Origin of the sequence: Galbibacter marinus (assembly GCF_000300875.1) — a bacterium.
In the GTDB taxonomy this organism is placed as follows: Bacteria; Bacteroidota; Bacteroidia; order Flavobacteriales; family Flavobacteriaceae; genus Galbibacter; species Galbibacter marinus.
In genome coordinates, this window is sequence record NZ_AMSG01000017.1 from 49,281 (window position 1) to 68,519 (window position 19,239).

Sequence of the window (19,239 nt, forward strand, 5' to 3'; positions counted from 1 at the left end):
TTTAAAATCGCAAATTAGTAAACAACTTTCACTTTAAAGGCTGGTGCAACGATTTTTCCATTTTTAAATGTATTTCCATCCCCAGTGAGCTTAAGGTTATCCATGGACTTCCAACCCACATTGGATCTATAATAAGCATGCACATCCTCAGGTTTTTCCTGCACCCCTCTAAAGATAGGACCATATCGTATAGTCTTAACATCCTGATACACTGTATCCCCTAATCGTACATCAAACTGTTCTTCAAATTGGTTTTCTTGGATAAACAAATGTTCAACAGCTATATAAAACCCTTTTTCTGGCACCTCAATACCGAATTCAGACAAGGACACCTTGGCTTTTCTTTGGTTCTTTTTAGAATGAACAATCAAGTTGCTAAGTAGCAGATCCTCTGCTGGACTCAGATCATTGTTCACACCAAGAACTCTTAATTTAAATTTAGACTCCACATGATAAGGTGGATTGAAATAAATAGTTACCTGATCCAAATAGAGTTTTTTAACGTCTTTAAAGTCATTGGGGTAATATCGAGCTAACACTGAAGGGTATGCACCCCCGCTAAAGTTCCCCAAGCCAACCCATTGTTTACCACTAAAGGGATTAAGGGTACGGCTATTCTTTTTATTTTCGCGATCATAAACAACCACTTCATTTAAAGCCTCAATCTTAGGAGAAAGGAAAATGGTTTTATTGGAAAGTTTATAAGAAGGCATCACCTTACTTTGATAACCTAAACTGGAGATACGAACATCCTCCCTTAATAGCGTGCTATCTACTTGCAAAAAAAACCTGCCTTGTTCATTGGAAGTAGTTCCGTATTTTGTCTTAGTAAAAATGATATGAGCATAAGCTAAAGGCTCATCTGTTTGATCATCCTTTAACTCACCAACAAGAATTGATTTTTGAGCCTGACAGTAGCCGAAGGCAATAAACAGACCGATATAAATAAAAACTTGACCGAGCTTAAACATTAGCTTAGCTTCGTATTCAATTTTCTAAGTTTAATAGCGGTCAATACCTTTTTGGTATATCTCGGAAAATCGGCGTTTAAGATCCACCCAAAATAACCAGGTTCTTGTTCTAAAACCTCTTCTACCTTTCTCCCTTTATGTTTACCAAAAGCAAACACCTCGACACCATCCTCATCAAAGCCTATAAAACCTGCAAAGTCTGCTGTAACTCTACGGGTGGTGAAATTCGAGAGAAATTTCATATCATTTTCAAGCTCAGCATAACGATCAAGCTGTGATTTTAGCACCTCATAGGTAGCATTGGTATCCACCTCAGCACTATGCGCATCATCCAAACTTTTGCCACAGTAAAACTTATAAGCAGCGGAGAGGGTGCGTTGTTCCATTTTATGGAAGATGGTTTGTACATCTACACTTACTCTACTGCCCATATCAAAGTCGATATCAGAGCGAAGCATTTCCTCAGCAAGCACTGGGATGTCAAAACGATCTGAATTAAACCCAGCCAAATCACTGTCTTTTATCATTGCATATATGGTTTTGGAGAGCGCTTTAAAGGTTGGCTCATCCTTCACCTTTTCATCTGTGATCCCGTGAATTGCTGAAGATTCAGGAGGAATAGGCATCTCAGGGTTCACTAACCATGTCCTACTTTCCTTGTTTCCATTTGGAAATATTTTCAATATTGAGATTTCCACAACCCGATCTCTAGCAACATCGATCCCAGTTGTTTCAAGGTCAAAAAAGCAAATGGGTCTTGATAATTTTAGTTCCATGTATGTATGATTCAAACGGTGAACTACCAAACAACAAAAATGTTTTTGGCTACCAATGGATCAGAATATTCAACTGCTCCATTGGCGTACTCGCAAGTCCTTTTACGAGGTTTTTAACTCTAATTACTATTATACAAGTGTACGAAAAATGCCATCAAAAAACAAGGTCATTTAGATCCAAGCTACCATTAAGAGTGGGTTGGATGCAAGCTCCCTTTCCTTAAACAGTCTTCAGTACATGACAAAAGTTAAAAAGAGAGGAAAAACTAGTTCAAAAATCACAAACTAAGGACTTCTATATAAAACTAATATTCTCTATACTAAGATGAATAACTACCGCCTAATGATTTACAAAAAGGAACACTTGTCCAATTAAAAAATACGTGAATATAAATCAATAGTTATATTAGCCACCTTACAAAGAACGTTAACTAATAAACTGAGTTTCTGGAAAATATCCCAATTTTAATAATTCACTTTTATTATTGATTTTTTTTAAATACCCATTTTGTAAATAAACTATGCTATCAGCTAAACTCATTACCCTTTCATAGTCGTGATCTGTTACAATAAAACCTTTAGAGGATTTCATTTTCTTAATACAATCTATGATATAATCACCTACAATTGGGCTAACACCATTAAAGGGTTCGTCAAGCAAGATAAATTCCGCATTGGAATTGATAAGCAGCAAAACTTCAATTATTCTTCTTTCGCCTGCTGATAATGCTTGATTTTTTTTATTTAGTAAAGGTCTTATATAATCATCCTCAAGGACACTTTTCCTGTTTTCTTTATGAAGGAATAAATTTATTAAATCCTTTATTGAAATGTTATTTGGCAAGAAGCTATCTTGGGGCATATAATTGATAAGATTTCTTCCATAAGTTATATTTTTTATTACCTTATCACCAATTCTAACAAATTTAGAGTCAGCCCTAACTGTTCCAAAAATAATTTTAAGAAGGGTTGACTTTCCAGAGCCATTTCGACCAATTAAACCCTTAATCTCACCTTTTTGACAAGAAAGAAATACATCACTTAAAATAACTTTACCATTAAAGGATTTTACTACGTTATCAACATGAAGACTATTCATATTAGCGATAAAATTATTAGATTAACTACAGCAATAACAAAAGTTGAAATCCAAAGCGTATGGTTATTCAGTCCTAAGTTATAGTAATAATAGTACTGATATTTATTTCTTATTTCATAAAAGAAATATTGTAACAAAGGTGAAATAAATAAAAAGATCAATCCTATCATTTTCGGTTCGCCTCCGGATAATATTCCTATTAGTATTGCAACTGCATAAGATGTAAAGAATATCTTTTTTTGAAATAAAAGTATGTTCTTAATTATTCTCAAAACACCAGTTTTAGATTATAACAAATATCACTATTTACTTGAGTAATCACCCTAGTATTAATCTCAAATATATTGATTTGTTTTTTAAATTCTCTAAACAATCCCCATTACATTTATGACCATAGAAGTTAATGTTTTTTTTAGAGTTCACCCTAACATGTGATGAATATGCAATCTGGATCTTTTATCGGTTGATCATAATTTAGAAATATATTCACGATAAATCAGGCACAAAAATATTATAACTTAAAAATTATGGAATTACACGCATTGGTTAACTTACACGTCTTTTTAATACGATTAACGAGCCATAAATGCATGCAAACATACCCAAGGACACTCGTTTAGAGCGCCACCCACAGAATTTAATAAAGTCAATATAATGTATTATGATTTTTTTGCTCCATTGTGAAAACAAGTCTTAAATTTTTTTGTTAGGATCCCAAGCCTCAAGATACTGAGCTATTCTTTGAATGAACTGTCCTCCGAGAGCTCCATTAACCACACGGTGGTCATAACTGTGAGACAGGAACATCTTATGACGAATTCCAATAAAATCGCCCTCTGGAGTCTCTATCACCGCAGGTACTTTCCGTATGGCACCCAAAGCCAGTATTGCCACTTGTGGTTGGTTGATAATTGGAGTTCCCATTACACTTCCAAATGCTCCTACATTGGTAACCGTATAAGTGCCTTGGGTAATTTCATCGGGCTTTAGTTTATTAGCTCTAGCTCTAGCGGCTAGATCATTAACTCGCTTCGCCATACCAACCAAGTTTAATTGATCTGCGTTTTTAATTACAGGAACAATTAAATTTCCGTCTTCTAAGGCTGCAGCCATTCCTAAATTTATATCTTTTTTCTTGATCACTTTATCACCTTGAACGGAAATATTGATCATCGGAAAGTCTTTAATAGTCTTGGCAACCGCTTGCATAAAAATGGGCGTAAAGGTCAATTTTTCACCTTCTCGTTTTAAAAACTGATCCTTCACCTTGTTTCTCCAGTTCCATATATTGGTCACATCAACCTCTATAAAACTCTGAACATGGGCAGAGGTTTTAACGCTATCAGTCATATGCTGGGCAATTAATTTACCCATACGGCTCATTTCTATAATTTCATCCTGACCATTTACAGATACAGGTGCACTTTGTGGAGCAACAGGAACTGATTTTAATTCCGGCTTTTGAACCTTATTAGATGGCTCAACACTCACCCCTTTTGAAGAATCTCCGTCTCCTTCAAGGTAAGCAAGGATGTCATTTTTAGTTACACGTCCATCTTTTCCAGTTCCTTGAATTCGTTCTAATTCATCTAAAGATATATTCTCTTGCTTTGCAATGTTTTTCACCAATGGAGAATAAAAACGCTCAGAAGAAGCATAGTCTGGGGTAGTTTCTAGACCTTGCTTTAGATCATCCATCTGCATTTCCAACTCCTGAGCACCAGAAATCCCCCTAGACTCTTCAATCTCAGTTTCAACTTCAGTTTCTTCATTAGTCTCAACAACGCCTTGAGGATCATCACCATCAGTTTCTATTATAGCCAATACATCCCCTACTTTGGCCACATCATCAACATTAAAAAATTTCTCAACCAAAACTCCATCCACTTCACTTGGGACCTCGGAATCAACTTTATCAGTTGCAATTTCCAAAACAGCCTCATCAGCTTCAATGGTATCTCCAACTTCTTTTAACCAAGAAGTGATTGTCGCCTCTGCAACACTTTCCCCCATTTGAGGAAGTTTTAATTCTATTTTTGCCATATCGATAAATTAGCGCTTTTAAATGATGTTATAATTGCGAAAATAATAAAAAATATGCTTTTTTGTTAATTATAATTTACAAAACATTCTTTCTAGCTTAGGAGCCTTTTAGGGAATTTTCAAATGGAATGCGGTTTAAAATACTTCTTCCCAAGGTAACTTCATCGGCATACTCTAATTCATCTCCCACCGCAATACCTCTTGCAATAGTCGATGTTTTTATGGAATGACCTTCCAACTGTTTAAAGATATAAAAATTGGTTGTATCTCCTTCCATTGTTGAACTTAAAGCAAAGATAATTTCTTTAATCTCCCCCAATTTTACTTTTTCTACCAAACTTACAATGTTCAAATCGGAGGGCCCGACTCCATCCATCGGGGAGATTTTACCACCTAGAACATGATAAACCCCTTTGAACTGCCCAGTGTTTTCGATAGCCATAACATCTCTAATATCTTCGACGACACAGACAAGGGTTCGATCTCTTTTGGTACTTGAACAAATCTCACATAACTCTCGATCAGAAATGTTGTTACAGTTTTTGCAGTATCTCACCTGAGTTCGCAACATCTGTAAAGACTCGGCTAATTCCAAGGTTTGTTGTTCTGGCTGCCTGAGTAAATGCAACACCAATCGCAAGGCGGTACGTTTACCGATCCCTGGTAATTGTGAAACCTCATTCACCGCGTTTTCCAATAGTTTTGATGAAAATTCCATTGGTGCGAAATTACGATTTTAAGACACAAATCTGAATAATATCCAATAGATTTGCAGATCAATACTGAAAAATTGGTAATGAAACCTAGCTTTATACTATTAATTCTTGCTTTATATTTTGTGGTTTTACTGGTTATCTCTTTAGTAACCAGTGACAAGGAGGAAGACAACGAAAATTTCTTTAAAGCAAAAAGACAATCACCGTGGTTTGTGGTTGCCTTTGGAATGATCGGCGCTTCGCTAAGCGGGGTGACCTTTATCTCAGTCCCTGGATGGGTAGAAGCTTCGCAATTTAGTTATATGCAGGTGGTCCTAGGCTACCTTTTAGGGTATTTAATCATAGGGACTGTTCTACTTCCTTTGTATTACCGAATGAACCTCACCTCTATTTACGCCTATTTAGAACAACGTTTCGGCAATTACAGCTATAAAACAGGAGCGTCATTTTTCATACTCTCTAGAGTGGTTGGCTCAAGTTTTAGACTGTTTCTGGTAGCAAATGTACTGCAGACCCTTGCATTTGACGCCATGGGTATTCCCTATTGGCTTACTGTAACCATCACCATTACCCTAATTTGGCTCTACACCTTTAAAAGTGGTATAAAAACGATCGTTTGGACAGACACCCTTCAAACTCTTTTCATGTTAATTGCCCTTGGGATAACCACAGTGGTCCTATATAATGAAATGAATATAACCCAAGGAATTATTTCCTATATTTCTGATAATTCACTATCAAAGATTTTCTTTTTTGAGGATGTAAACAGTGGGGATTATTTCTGGAAACAATTTTTATCGGGCGCCTTTATCGCTATTGTAATGACTGGTCTAGACCAAGATATGATGCAAAAAAACTTAAGTTGTCGCACCTTGAGGGATTCTCAGAAAAACATGTTTTGGTTTACGATAATTCTAACGGTAGTGAACCTGGTATTTATGAGCTTAGGCGTGCTTTTAACAGTCTATGCACAGCAAAACGGAATTGATGCTCACAAAGATGAACTCTTCCCCGTTTTAGCCAAAGATTATTTAGGGCCCGTAGTGTTTATCTCTTTTATCATAGGACTTATAGCGGCCGCATACAGTAGTGCCGATAGCGCCTTAACCTCATTAACTACAAGTTTCAGTGTCGATATCCTAGAGATTGACAAAAAGCACTCTCTTAAAAAACAGGTAAGGATTCGTAAACGTGTTCACCTTTTACTTTCTCTTGTTTTTATAATTGTTGTTATAAGTTTTAAATACATTATAAAAGACGAAAGTGTAATCGCTAAGTTATTTATTTTTACCGGTTACACCTATGGCCCTTTACTTGGTATGTATAGTTTTGGCCTCTTTACAAAACTTAAAACCAAAGACAAACTCATCCCTTATGTTGCGTTGTGCTCCCCTGTTCTGGCCTATTTTATCAGCCTTTACAGCAATCGTTACCTTGGATTTGATTTCGGATTTTTTGTTCTCATTCTAAATGGTGCCCTAACCTTTATCGGGCTATTGATATTTAGCGATTTTAAATCTAATAGACTAAACAAATCAATACTGCCCAGTGGAGAGCAACACTAAAGTACAAGCCTGTTCAACTATAATACCATGAGATTTTAATATGGCATAAAATTCGGGGTTTTCAGTTCCTGGATTAAAAAGGACACGTCTGGGTTTTAAATCAACGATATATTGGTAATACTCTTGTTGATTAGTAGGATTCAAATAAAGACTTACGGTATGGATATTTTCAAAATCTACTGGCTGCATTGAAATATCAACTCCTGCTACATTTCCTTCTTTTAGGCCAACGGCAACTGTTTCTATATTGTTGGCAGAAAGACGCTGCAAAGCCAAATAACTATAGCGACTTGGATTAAGTGAGGCTCCTATAACTAAAGTTTTTTTCATGTTAAAAAGTGTTAAATGCTGTAACAGTATCACAAATCAAACGTCAACTAAGTAATATCAATCAACAATCAAAAAACGATCAATCAATGAAACATGCATTTTTATTTTGCGCATTATTATTTTCTTATTTTTCACATTCACAAAACAGTATCCAATCTGAAGCACTACCAAAAATAGGAACTATTAATGGAACGGTAATCGATCAGTCCCTAAAACAGCCAATTCCTTACGCCACAGTGGCAATCAAATCAGATGACAGCGTTATCCAAGGCGGCATAACAGAGGAAGATGGTGGTTTTAAACTCACTAACATTAGTGCAGGAAAACACATTTTAGAAGTACAATTTATAGGATATCAAACCTATCAGAAAAACATTACAATTTCTACAGAGAACTATAAGGTTAATTTAGGCACCATAGCTTTAGTTGAAAATGTTACCGAACTAGAGGGAGTAAGTGTAGTGGCAGAGCGATCCACCATCGAACAAAAAATTGACCGAAAAGTAATCAATGTCGGTAAGGATCTCACCACTCAAGGTGCCTCCGCCTCTGATATTATGAACAACCTGCCTTCCATTAATGTAGACCAACAAACAGGTGCATTGAGCATGCGTGGAAATTCAAATGTGCGAGTAATGGTCGATGGAAAGCTATCAAATGTTCCTGTAGAGCAGTTACTTAAACAAATCCCTTCCACCTCAATTAAACAGATTGAGCTCATCACTAACCCTTCAGCAAAGTACAACCCTGAAGGAATGAGTGGTATTATTAACATCATTCTTCACAAGAACGCTAATATTGGTTTTAATGGTAATTTAAGTGTTGGTTTAGCTTATGAGGATCAAGCGAAATTCAATAGTGCACTAGACCTCAATTACCGAAATGGCAAATTAAACCTCTACGGAAGTTATGGGAATAATATTAGTAAATACACAAATGATGGTAGGATCGAAAGATTCGATGACCCAGCTTCAACAGGTTTCAATGAAAATCAAGTACAATTATTGGACTTTTTAAACAATAGAAAGTCGCACCTTTATAAATTAGGCGTTGATTATTTCATCAATGAAAAGAACACTTTTTCAGTATTTACCAATCAAAATTTATACGATGGTAAGTTCAATGGTCAAACCGATATCATAAACATGGACCCAAGTGTGTCGGACACCAGACAAGTCTTTACGCAAAACAATAACAACCACAATGAACAATACAATGTCGTCTACAAACGGGATTTTGAGAAAGACGGCCATAATATAGAACTTGAGGTCGACTATAGTAATTTCGAAAATGAGGAAGATGCAGATTTCAGATTCATGGGCACTTCAGTTCAACCTGATTACCTAGACTTTGTGGATACACGTAGACAACAAACCATTGCAAATTTAGATTATGTCAATCCACTCTCAGAGAATTCAAAGTTAGAACTTGGATTGGAATACCGCACTTTTGAAACTAACGTAGACTACTCCTCCACTGGTCTTAGCTATAATGAACAAGGAAATTTAATTCCAACACCAGATACCGATTTTGTATATGGAATGGACATTTATTCCGCGTATGCCACCTTTGGTCAAAATTTTGATAAATGGAGTTATCAACTTGGGGCACGTATGGAGGACGTAGGTGTTGCCGCTGACACGAACAACGTGCGTAGTTTCACCGATGATTATCTGGAAATTTATCCATCAGCATTTGTCACCTATTCTCCTAGCGAAAAGAACCAATTCCAAATGAGCTTTAGCCGTAGGGTGGATCGACCAGGCCTTGGCCAAGTCAACCCGATAAGGGAATGGAGTACGCCAAAAATCTCCTCTTATGGAAATGAAGAGCTTTTGCCACAATTCACTAATTCCTATGAGATCAATTACACTAGAAGGTTAAACAACGGTAGCCTTACATTTGGAATGTACTATAGAACCATTGAAGATGAAATCAACCAGGTCCTCAATGTAGACCGATTAGATCTTACAAAGCAAATACTCACTTATGGAAATTTTGATAACACCAACGCCTATGGTTTTGAAGTATCATCGAACTACAAACCCCTTAGTTGGTGGAATATTAATGCCAGCGTTGATATGTATACACAAACCCAACGTGGTTTAACTGAGCTATTAAATCCTAGTGATAATGACCCGAGTGTTGATGACATTATAACTGAGGAGGTGGAAGTGGATAATGTAGCTTTTAACGCAAGATTGAATAATAATTTCACCATCACTAAAAAACTTAGTCTATCCTTATTTGGATTCTATAGAGGTGAAAATGAAAGCCTACAACTGACCACAAAACCAATGTATTTCGTAAATACTGGTGCTCGATATAGCTTCGCAGATGGAAAAGGAAGCTTTAGCCTAAATTTCAATGACGTATTTAACACCATGAAATTTGGTCTTGAAGGAGAACGTCCTTATAGACAAAACGGAACTTTCAATTGGGAAAGTAGAACCATTTATGCAGGTATTACCTATAGATTTGGTGATGGGAAAAATAGAAAAGTAAACCGCAAAAACAGAGACGATAATACCAAAGAATCTAGTGGTGGCTTTCTATAAAAAATTAATTGCTGTAATTTTCTCATTATAGTTGATGGTTAGTGTTATTTACAGCGATTATGCAAAAACCCGGGGTTTTCCCGGGTTTGATATTTTAATGAGATTGTTACTTACCTTAATAATCGAAGCGCTTAAAGGCTTCAATGGCGGCATAATCCGCTAAACCAAGGTCCCTGTAATGTTTAGCGGTTTCTTTGTTTCTCTCCTCAGCCCGGACCCAAAACTCTCTGAGATCTTCTCCTTGGAATAACACACCATCTTTTTGACTTTGATGGAAGAAAATGGCTTTTCGTTTTCTGAGCACTTGGTCTGGACTCATTGGAACTGCCATATCTATTTCATGAATTTCCCACTCATGCCATGCGCCTCTGTAGAGCCACAACCAACATTGATCCATATACGATTGAGATTTGAGCTCTGCCATAGCTTTAAACACGGCATCTAAACACACTTTATGGGTTCCATGAGGATCTGCAAGATCACCAGCGGCATATACCTGATGTGGTTGGATATCACTTATTAATTTTTTAACAATTGCGATATCATCTTGGGATAAAGGATTCTTTTTAATTGTTCCTGTTTCGTAAAATGGAAGGTTTAAAAAATGAACTTGTTCATCGGGCACATTTAAATAACGCGTAGCGGCGATGGATTCTCTCTTTCTTATCAAACCTTTTAATTCTCGAACCTCAAGTGGATCAATTTCATTTTCTCTTTGATCTTCAATAGCCTTGGTAGCCTTTTGCAACTTATCAACACCCTTACAATTGGGCAAGAAATCCATGGCAACCTCAGCAAATTTAAGTGCATCAGCATTAGAGACGGCAATGTTTCCAGAGGTTTGATAAGCGATATGTACCTCATGTCCTTGTTCCACTAGACGATCAAAAGTCCCTCCCATTGAAATGACATCATCATCAGGATGTGGACTAAATATTATAACTCGTTTTTTCTCTGGAGATTTTCGCTCGGGACGGTTGCTATCATCGGCGTTGGGTTTTCCACCAGGCCAACCCGTTATGGTATGCTGTAGCTTATTAAACATATCAATGTTCAATTGATAAGTCGATCCTTTTTCTGTAATCAAAGAAGCCAGACCGTGTTCGTTGTAGTCCTTATCAGTTAGGCGAAGAATTGACTTATCTACCTTACGACACAACCACACTACTGCTCTTTTCATCAAAGCTTCGCTCCACTGTACCTCACCCACAAGCCATGGAGATTCAAAACGAGTTAACATCGAAGCTGCTTCTGTGTTAAGCACCATAGTCGTGTTGAGATGCTCCTGCAGATAAGTCGCAGGAATTTGAGGAAGTATTTCTCCTTCAATAGTTTGTTTTACTACTTCAGCCTTTTTATGACCCCAAGCTAAAAGAACAATGCGTTTGGCGGAAAACACCGTACCCACACCCATGGTTATGGCTTTTTTAGGAACGTTTTCAATACCGTGAAAACCTGATGAAGCATCCTCTCTCGTTAACTGGTCTAAGGTTATACTTCGGGTTATGGAATTGTAGTGAGAACCAGGCTCGTTAAACCCAATATGCCCTGTTCGACCAATACCTAATAACTGAAAATCTATTCCACCAAATGATTTTATCTTTTGCTCATACCCCTGACAATAGGCAGGAATATCCTGTTGAGCTATAGTACCATCTGGAATGAAAATATTTTCTTTAGGAATATCGATATGGTTGAACAAATGTTCATTCATAAAATGGTGATAACTGTGAATGCTCTCTGGATTCATTGGAAAGTATTCATCCAAGTTGAAACTAACCACATTTTTAAAACTCAACCCATTTTCCCTATGCATTTTTACAAGTTCATCATACACACGGATCGGAGAAGAACCAGTAGCTAGACCAAGTACACAAGTCTCCCCTCTGTTATTTTTATCAACAATCAGATCAGCAATTTCTCTAGCTACCAAAAGGGAAGCCTCTGAGGAACTTTCAAAAACGACGTTATGTATTTTTTCATAGCGATTGTCTTCGTGTGAACCCGCTTTCTCGTAGGATATTGATTTTTTCTTTATTAAGTGTTCCATATACAGTGTATGTTAAAGCAATTGTACTAAAGTTATAACATTCTTGAACAACTAACAACCATATGGTAAAAGTTAGTCGTATGCTACTGTTCTTATAATATCTCCAAATCCTTAGATCGGTAATTGCGTAATTTGTGATCTTTTGGATCCAGTTCTGTAATAAGAGTATCGATTTCACCCAAGGTACAAACTCCATAATTTTGGCGAACATTCAACTTATTCGAATCTGCCAAGGCTATGGTTTTATCAGAGGCTGCAATCATTGCTTTTTTTACCAAAGAAACTTCATATCCCTCATCGGTAATCCCATTAGTAATATTAATACTACTAACACCTATAAAACATATATCAGCTGCAATACCAGAGAGCAATTGAACCACATCAATACCAACTGTTACCATTGATTTTTTATTGATTTTCCCACCAATGAAAATCACTTCAATAGAAGGGTGCTCAGAAAGCTGCATTGCTATGGGCAAGCTATAGGTATAGACCGTCGCGTTTAAATCTTTTGGAAATTGTTTGGCAAGCATTAAATTGGTTGTTCCCCCACTAATAATAATCACCATACCATCTTTCATAAGGTTGGATGCTTTTTTTGATATAGCGTTTTTAGCATCCCTGTTGAAGATCATATCTTCATTGTAATGATAAAGCTTTTGTATGGTAGATACTGCTCCTCCATGAACTTTCAAAATCAGTCCTTTTTTATCCAGCTCATTGAGATCTCTGCGTATGGTATCTTCAGAAACTTTTAATTTTCGGGCTAAAAAATTTGAAGATACATTACGGTTAATCCGTACCTCTTCCACAATAACATCCTGTCTGTCTCTCTTTTGCATACTTTTCGGTATTTTTACTTAGAATACAACGATCAATTCCGTTAACACGTAAAATTAAAGCATTTTTTTATTAATTGCTGCATAAATATTGCATTTTTAATCATTTTACATGTCAGATTACCGAAATAAATGTATCTTACCATCGTCTTATTTGGTTAAAATAATTCCTATCCACTAGGTTTATAACCCTATTAAGCTACCGTTGAAAACAATTATAAAACGACCTTTTCATGAATACCACCTTGTTCCTAGCCGTATTTATAGCTTACTTTTTACTCCTCGCTGGAATTTCTCGTATTGTATCGAGAACCTCTGGAAGCGATGCTTTTTACACTGGAGATCGTGAATCTCCTTGGCCTCTAGTTGCCTATGGAATGATTGGGGCAGCCATGTCAGGGGTTACTTTTGTCTCCATTCCAGGGATGGTTTCTAATAACTTCCTTTACTATTTCCAATTTGTTTTAGGGAACATGATAGGCTATAGTTTCATCGTCTTTGTCTTAATCCCCATATACTATAAACTAAAATTAGTATCCATCTACACCTATCTTTCTAATAGATTTGGGTTCTACTCCTATAAGACTGGGTCGCTGTTTTTTATCATCTCGCAGTCCTTTGGTGCCGCATTAAGACTACTTCTGGGGGTCAAAGTATTAGATTATGCGCTTTTTGATCCACTAGGGATTCCATTTCATATAGCGGTTGTTATCATCTTGGTTATTATTTGGTTATATACTAACAAATCAGGAATAAAGACTATCGTATGGACTGATGCTTGTCAAACTACGTTTTTAATTGCCGCAGCCCTTGTATCAATATTTGCCATTCAAGATGCAATGGATTTAAGCCTAGCGCAGACCATCGACACCATGACTTCTCATAAATATTTTCAAATATTTGACTGGGATCCTAAATCTGGAAACAATTTCTTTAAACAGATTATAGCCGGTATACTTATCGCCATTGCTATGATGGGATTGGATCAAAATATGATGCAGAAAACCCTCACTTGTAAATCACCTTATGATGCTCAAAAGAATGCTTTGGTATTTAGCTTTATCCTAGCAATCACACAGTTTTTATTCTTATGTTTGGGAGTGTTACTTTATATATATGCAGAAAATCATGGAATATCCTTGGCTGTGGATAACAACGGAACCTTCCTAAACACAGACGATCTTTTTCCAATGCTTGCTTTAAATAATTTTGGGTTGGCAGCTGCCATTACTTTTATTATGGGGATTACAGCAGCAGCTTTTTCAAGTGTTGATTCCGCCTTGACAGCTCTGACAACTTCTTTTTCATACGATTTCTTAGATATGGAAAAAAAATCTCCTCAAGAGAAAAGGAAAACTAAAAACATGGTTTTGTTAGGATTTAATTTAGTTGTGTTTGCAATAATGTCCGCCTTTGCAAATAGCACTGGTGATATTATTACAAGCATTTTCAAAGTGGCAGGGTACACTTATGGGCCTCTTCTAGGTCTATTTCTATTAGGGATTTTCACCAAGGTTAGAATAAAGGATAAATTCACCCCTATTATTTGTGTTATTGCACCTGTATTAACTTATATCACCAATGAGTTACTGATTCACTATTTTAATTTTGATCTTGGCTTTATGAACGTGTTTATAAACGCCCTGATCACTGTTATATTCTTAGTTCTAATACGCACCACAGATGACAAGAAACTTGTGGGAGAGTAGGGTTCTGGACCAATAGAAATTGTACCAAAAAAATAGCAATGGTTCTTAGTTTACTAAAAGACCATTGCTTTTTTATGTGTTAAAAATTGTAACTTTTAATGTTCTTATCCTACCACTTGATAATAGCGCTTGCCCAGGTAAATCCACTACCGAAAGCTGCCAAAACTACTGTATCCCCTTCTTTAATCTTTCCTTGTTCCCAAGCCTCAGTCAAAGCAATCGGAATCGATGCAGCGGTGGTGTTTCCATATTTCATAATATTGTTATACACCTTGTCATCGGAAAGCTTAAATTTATGTTGTATGAACTGAGAAATTCTAAGATTTGCTTGATGTGGTACCAAAAGATCTATATCCTCTTTGGTTAAGTTGTTCACCTCTAATGCTTCTACAATTACTTCACTAAAGCGAACAACAGCGTGTTTAAAAACAAATTGTCCATTCATATAAGGAAAATAAGAAGGATTCTCAGAATCTTCATCTTCCAATATATCAGTAACCCAACGTTTTCCCATTCCAGGAGCGATAAGGGCCAATTGTTCTGCATGTTCTCCTTCGGAGTGCAAATGCGTGGATAGTATCCCTTTGGTGGTATCTTCTTCTCTACTCAATATTGCAGCACCCGCACCGTCTCCGAAGATCACTGAAACTCCTCTTCCTCGCGTAGTCATATCCAATCCTTTAGAGTGAAGCTCCGAACCAATCACGAGGATGTTTTTATACATCCCTGTTTTAATATACTGATCGGCAACTGAGAGTGCATACACAAAACCAGAACACTGGTTTCTTACATCCAGAGCACCTACTGTTCTAAGCCCTAAATCCCGTTGTACTAAAACACCAGGACCAGGAAAATAATAATCAGGACTCAGTGTAGCAAAAATCACAAAGTCAATATCATTTTTGTCTAAACCAGAACGCTCAATGGCGACTTTTGCCGCTTCGACACCCATACTAGTTGTGGTTTCTCCTCCATCCTTTTCAACATGACGTCGTTCTTTTATTCCAGTTCTTTCTTGAATCCAAGCATCATTGGTGTCCATAATTTTGGATAAATCATCATTGGATACCACATTGGAAGGCACATAATATCCTAATCCTGTAATTTTTGAATTGTACATGTATTGCGCGCTTTATAAATATTAAAATACGAGTTATTGTTTTGTGAAAACAATATAAATCAGCCCTGCAAGTTACACATAATTAACATATAGTGAAATATCAGAACATGTAAAACATTACTTTCGATCTACATAGTCCTGTAAATAACTATATCGTTTGGTTAATCTGCCTGCTGAGGTCATTCTGGCTCGTTGTAGCACACCATCTTTATCCTGATTTAACAGTGCTGGGATTACATGGTTTATAAAACTCTCTCCAAATCCTTCACTAGCATCCGCAGGGATTTCGCAGGGTAAATTGTCCACAGCCATCACAGCGATAGCATCATGGTTTTTGTAGTTGATTTCTTGCTCTGAAATTGGGTCATATCCATAAATAGGATCCGCAATGGTGGATGGTCGTATGGTTGTTGCTACTGGCCCATCTATATCACAACTAATATCCGCAACAACCTTTATTTTAAACTCAGGAGATTTCACTTGTTCTCTTGTATAAAGGTACGGTGCACCATCAGCATAAAAATGCCCTGCAATATACATATCGCTACAAACCGCAAAACGCATAAAGTCGGACTCATATTCTTGTGGATTTTCATAGAAATCAGCAATACTGGCATCTGTTTCATCCTTTCTTTTGTTATAATCCAAAACCTCGATTTGACAATAAACTGCCTCATCAAAGGAGGTATTTAGATAATCCGTTACATCCACTTCACGGATTCTCATTGCATCCAAAATTTCTTTCACTCCACCACTGACACGTCCTTTTCCACTGACAACAATTTTTATATTCGGGAGAGTTATTTTATTTAATTCGCTGATCAAACTATCTATTCCAGATAAAGTTTCTGCCTTTGGAAGGTCAAAAAGATCAAATTTTAGCCCATAAGTCCGAATGCCATTGTAGGCTCCTACAATACCAGCATAACGACCAAAAGCAACCAAGCGCTGTCCATCTGAATTTGTGATCACCTCATGATCGTACAATTCTATATTTAAATCTAATACTCTTTGTAGTAGCTTACGATTGTAAGATTGTTTTTTAATAGTATGGGAAAAGAAAAAATACTTTTTATTGGGTATCAAAGCTTCAATCGGCACTTCTTTTACGCCTAATAACACATCACATTGATTCATATCTTCAGTAACCTCAAATCCTGCATCTGCATAGGCCTGGTCGTTGAATATTCGTATTGATGAAGGCTCTATAAGAATTTCTGCTTTTGGAAATTTTTCTTTGACAATTTGACAGGCCTCAGGGCTCAATACTACTCTACGATCTGGCGGAGTTTTGCGCTCTTTGATAATTCCAATCTTCATAAAATATTTGGTATAAAATTTGCTCTAAAATACGTGCTTGGATGTAAATGTACAAGTTTCCAATAAAATGTATTACATTTGCAACCCTTTTAGAATTAATCACAATTACTAATTCTAAAATAATACGTTCTTTAATCAACATATTGGGGTCGACTGGTTTTGACAGCGAGTCTAATTGACCTGTAAGCATGCAGAGCGCTGAGATACAGCTCTTAAATATCATATTTCAACCTTTTTAAATGGCGAGAATAACTACGCTCTTGCTGCCTAATCTGAATTCACAGTAGGATTTTGGCCACGTTTCCGCAAGGCGGAAAGGCGAGATGTCTCTGAGCAGCCCTTGTTGATGGCGGCTCATCATGAGGCACCATAAAAGTCAACATAGAAACTTTGTAGCTTCGACAAAGTTTCAAAACTTAAGAAGCTAAGCTATTAGTGGGCGGTTTTCGGTCAGCTAATAGTCGACAATTAATCGGAAACTAAGCATGTAGAAAGCATTTTAATTGCTTGTTTGGACGAGGGTTCGAATCCCTCCGACTCCACTAAAAAGCCTCGTAATCCCAGTGTTTACGGGGTTTTTTATTTTGCGTTGACAAAATGGTTGACAATCTATATATTTATTATGTGTTATTATTTCGTTCGAATTTAGTATTTTTATACTAATAAAGCATAATTTACTATGGATTCTACCTTTATATTACTTTCGGTTTTAACTGCTGTCACTTTTGTGCATATGCCCCTGGCCATTATGCCAGCTATTAAAGCAACTATTCCTTTTTTCATTCCTACCTGCAAAAATGAATATTCAGATTTTGATCATGGCAATAATATGTTTAGGGTTATTGGATCCTTAGCATTTTTGATATTTCCAATTTTTATTTTTAGACTATACAAATCTTTAGCTATAGAAAGTGAACTGACACATAATTTAATTATCGGTTTATTTATCTGCCTTACTTTATATCTAATTTATTTTAATCGTAAAAAACTTTGGGTGAAGAGTTTTAGAACAGTAAAAAATCCTAAGATTAGTTTAGATAAAAAATTTCTTTTAAGTGAAAAAAGAATCTCTGAAAATCGAGAGGACATAAATTTACTTCAAGATAAATCTATTAAAACAAATTTTCTATTTAATAAAACTAGTAATGCATTAAATTTAAAGATTAATGGCACTACTGGATTAGTGAAAAATATTGAAAAGAATCTTAATAAAATTGGAGACGCTGAAAAGAAAAAAATAAAAGCTAAAGTTGAATTAGAAAATAAATGTTTTAAAGATTATTTTAAATCGCAAAAAACTTTTGAGAAATTAAATTCCCTTTTAATCACAAATGATTTCTATGATGAAAATAATAAGACTACAGCAACCCAAGTTGCCATACTAATGTACAAATTGGAAACCTTAAACGTTATCATAAAAGGAAAAAAAGATAGTTATTATTGCCAGGCTTCCGCCAAATATTTTCATCTCAATAGAATTGATCCCGGTATGTATTCTAATATTAAAGGCACTAAAAAACTTCTGAGATGGCAGATAATCAAAACAAGATAGATTTTGATGCCCTATCATATCTAAATAGCCTTAATTAATCCTAAATTTTCACTCAATAACTCAATATTGAGTGCTTGTTCCTCAAACGAGTCATAACATTGCTGTATTAATAAAAATTAGTACGCAATGAAAACAATTCACAATCCTTATGAGATCTTAATGCAGCAAATGTCTGAACTCAAGAAGATAGTTATAGACATTAGAGATCGACCCAAAGAAGATTACACTACCAAGTATTACACCCGTAAAGAGGCTGCTAAAATCTGTAGACGTTCGGTCCAGACCATAGATAACTATATAGATAGAGGACTACTAAATGCAGAAAATTTTGGTGATAGAGGTATTTTAATTCATCATTACCAAATCTTCAACAAAGACAACTCTCTTCGAGAACTTAAATGCAAAAAAAATGCGTAAAGCTTCCGACTTTACGCATTAATAATTCTTTCAATCAACAGTATTAACTACCGTATATGCGAATATAGGGTATTAAAATTTATCTATCAAATGGATGAAGAAAACCTTTATACCCAGGAAAGTCCTGAAATTCCTTATATGAGATGGCTATTTCGGAGTAATGACGCCACCTGT

Annotated in this window: 15 protein-coding genes and 1 other RNA gene; 6 read left to right on the forward strand and 10 right to left on the reverse strand. The window is 36.1% G+C overall.

All coding sequences use genetic code 11. The annotated features are described in order from the left end of the window. Nucleotides 1-14: 14 nt before the first annotated feature. From I215_RS11410 to recR, 5 genes are all read right to left on the reverse strand, one after another. Nucleotides 15-971, reverse strand: coding sequence for a carboxypeptidase-like regulatory domain-containing protein (locus tag I215_RS11410; RefSeq protein WP_008992122.1), 957 nt, complete (start codon nucleotides 969-971; stop codon nucleotides 15-17). Beyond that, complete coding sequence (locus tag I215_RS11415; protein WP_008992123.1) at nucleotides 971-1,747, reverse strand: 3'-5' exonuclease; 777 nt, start codon at nucleotides 1,745-1,747, stop codon at nucleotides 971-973. Before I215_RS11415 ends, I215_RS11410 begins: the two co-directional genes overlap by 1 nt. A gap of 427 nt (nucleotides 1,748-2,174) precedes the next feature. Continuing rightward, a complete protein-coding gene (locus I215_RS11420) occupies nucleotides 2,175-2,846 on the reverse strand; it encodes an ATP-binding cassette domain-containing protein (RefSeq protein WP_008992124.1) in 672 nt (223 codons plus the stop codon). A gap of 693 nt (nucleotides 2,847-3,539) precedes the next feature. Continuing rightward, on the reverse strand, nucleotides 3,540-4,889 hold the full coding sequence (locus I215_RS11425) for a dihydrolipoamide acetyltransferase family protein (RefSeq protein WP_008992125.1): 1,350 nt from the start codon (nucleotides 4,887-4,889) through the stop codon (nucleotides 3,540-3,542). A 97-nt stretch (nucleotides 4,890-4,986) separates the two neighbouring features. After that, on the reverse strand, nucleotides 4,987-5,607 hold the full coding sequence (gene recR / locus I215_RS11430) for a recombination mediator RecR (protein ID WP_008992126.1): 621 nt from the start codon (nucleotides 5,605-5,607) through the stop codon (nucleotides 4,987-4,989). A 78-nt stretch (nucleotides 5,608-5,685) separates the two neighbouring features. Between recR and I215_RS11435 the strand changes: the two genes are divergently transcribed. After that, the gene (locus tag I215_RS11435) at nucleotides 5,686-7,170 is read left to right on the forward strand and encodes a sodium:solute symporter (protein WP_008992127.1); all 1,485 of its coding nucleotides are present in this window, start codon (nucleotides 5,686-5,688) and stop codon (nucleotides 7,168-7,170) included. Here the strand turns inward: I215_RS11435 and I215_RS11440 are convergent. Then, the gene (locus I215_RS11440; RefSeq protein ID WP_008992128.1) at nucleotides 7,141-7,500 is read right to left on the reverse strand and encodes a CoA-binding protein; all 360 of its coding nucleotides are present in this window, start codon (nucleotides 7,498-7,500) and stop codon (nucleotides 7,141-7,143) included. The two genes, I215_RS11435 and I215_RS11440, sit on opposite strands and share 30 nt — an antisense overlap. An 86-nt stretch (nucleotides 7,501-7,586) precedes the next feature. Between I215_RS11440 and I215_RS11445 the strand changes: the two genes are divergently transcribed. Beyond that, nucleotides 7,587-10,058, forward strand: coding sequence for an outer membrane beta-barrel family protein (locus tag I215_RS11445; protein WP_040460309.1), 2,472 nt, complete (start codon nucleotides 7,587-7,589; stop codon nucleotides 10,056-10,058). A gap of 115 nt (nucleotides 10,059-10,173) precedes the next feature. On the opposite strand, the gene nagB is transcribed toward I215_RS11445, so the two are convergent. Further along, a complete protein-coding gene (gene nagB, locus I215_RS11450; protein ID WP_008992130.1) occupies nucleotides 10,174-12,108 on the reverse strand; it encodes a glucosamine-6-phosphate deaminase in 1,935 nt (644 codons plus the stop codon). Nucleotides 12,109-12,200: 92 nt separating this feature from the next. Next, the gene (locus tag I215_RS11455; RefSeq protein WP_008992131.1) at nucleotides 12,201-12,950 is read right to left on the reverse strand and encodes a DeoR/GlpR family DNA-binding transcription regulator; all 750 of its coding nucleotides are present in this window, start codon (nucleotides 12,948-12,950) and stop codon (nucleotides 12,201-12,203) included. A 230-nt stretch (nucleotides 12,951-13,180) separates the two neighbouring features. On the opposite strand from I215_RS11455, the gene I215_RS11460 reads away from it, so the two are divergent. After that, nucleotides 13,181-14,656, forward strand: a complete 1,476-nt coding sequence (locus I215_RS11460; protein WP_008992132.1) for a sodium:solute symporter — start codon at nucleotides 13,181-13,183, stop codon at nucleotides 14,654-14,656. Nucleotides 14,657-14,765: 109 nt separating this feature from the next. Here the strand turns inward: I215_RS11460 and I215_RS11465 are convergent, their stop codons facing one another. After that, nucleotides 14,766-15,776 carry a 3-oxoacyl-ACP synthase III family protein gene (locus tag I215_RS11465; RefSeq protein WP_008992133.1) on the reverse strand — a complete coding sequence of 337 codons (1,011 nt, stop codon included), beginning with the start codon at nucleotides 15,774-15,776 and terminating at the stop codon, nucleotides 14,766-14,768. Nucleotides 15,777-15,893: 117 nt separating this feature from the next. Beyond that, nucleotides 15,894-17,096, reverse strand: a complete 1,203-nt coding sequence (locus tag I215_RS11470; RefSeq protein ID WP_008992134.1) for an NAD(P)-dependent oxidoreductase — start codon at nucleotides 17,094-17,096, stop codon at nucleotides 15,894-15,896. 145 nt (nucleotides 17,097-17,241) lie between these two features. Here I215_RS11470 and ssrA point away from each other — a divergent pair. From ssrA to I215_RS11480, 3 genes are all read left to right on the forward strand, one after another. Then, nucleotides 17,242-17,641: a transfer-messenger RNA gene (ssrA, locus tag I215_RS15930) on the forward strand. Between the two features lie 134 nt (nucleotides 17,642-17,775). Further along, entirely contained in the window at nucleotides 17,776-18,648 is an 873-nt protein-coding gene (locus I215_RS11475) for a hypothetical protein (RefSeq protein WP_008992135.1), read from the forward strand. 126 nt (nucleotides 18,649-18,774) lie between these two features. Continuing rightward, nucleotides 18,775-19,065, forward strand: a complete 291-nt coding sequence (locus I215_RS11480) for a MerR family transcriptional regulator (protein ID WP_008992136.1) — start codon at nucleotides 18,775-18,777, stop codon at nucleotides 19,063-19,065. Nucleotides 19,066-19,239 lie beyond the last annotated feature (174 nt).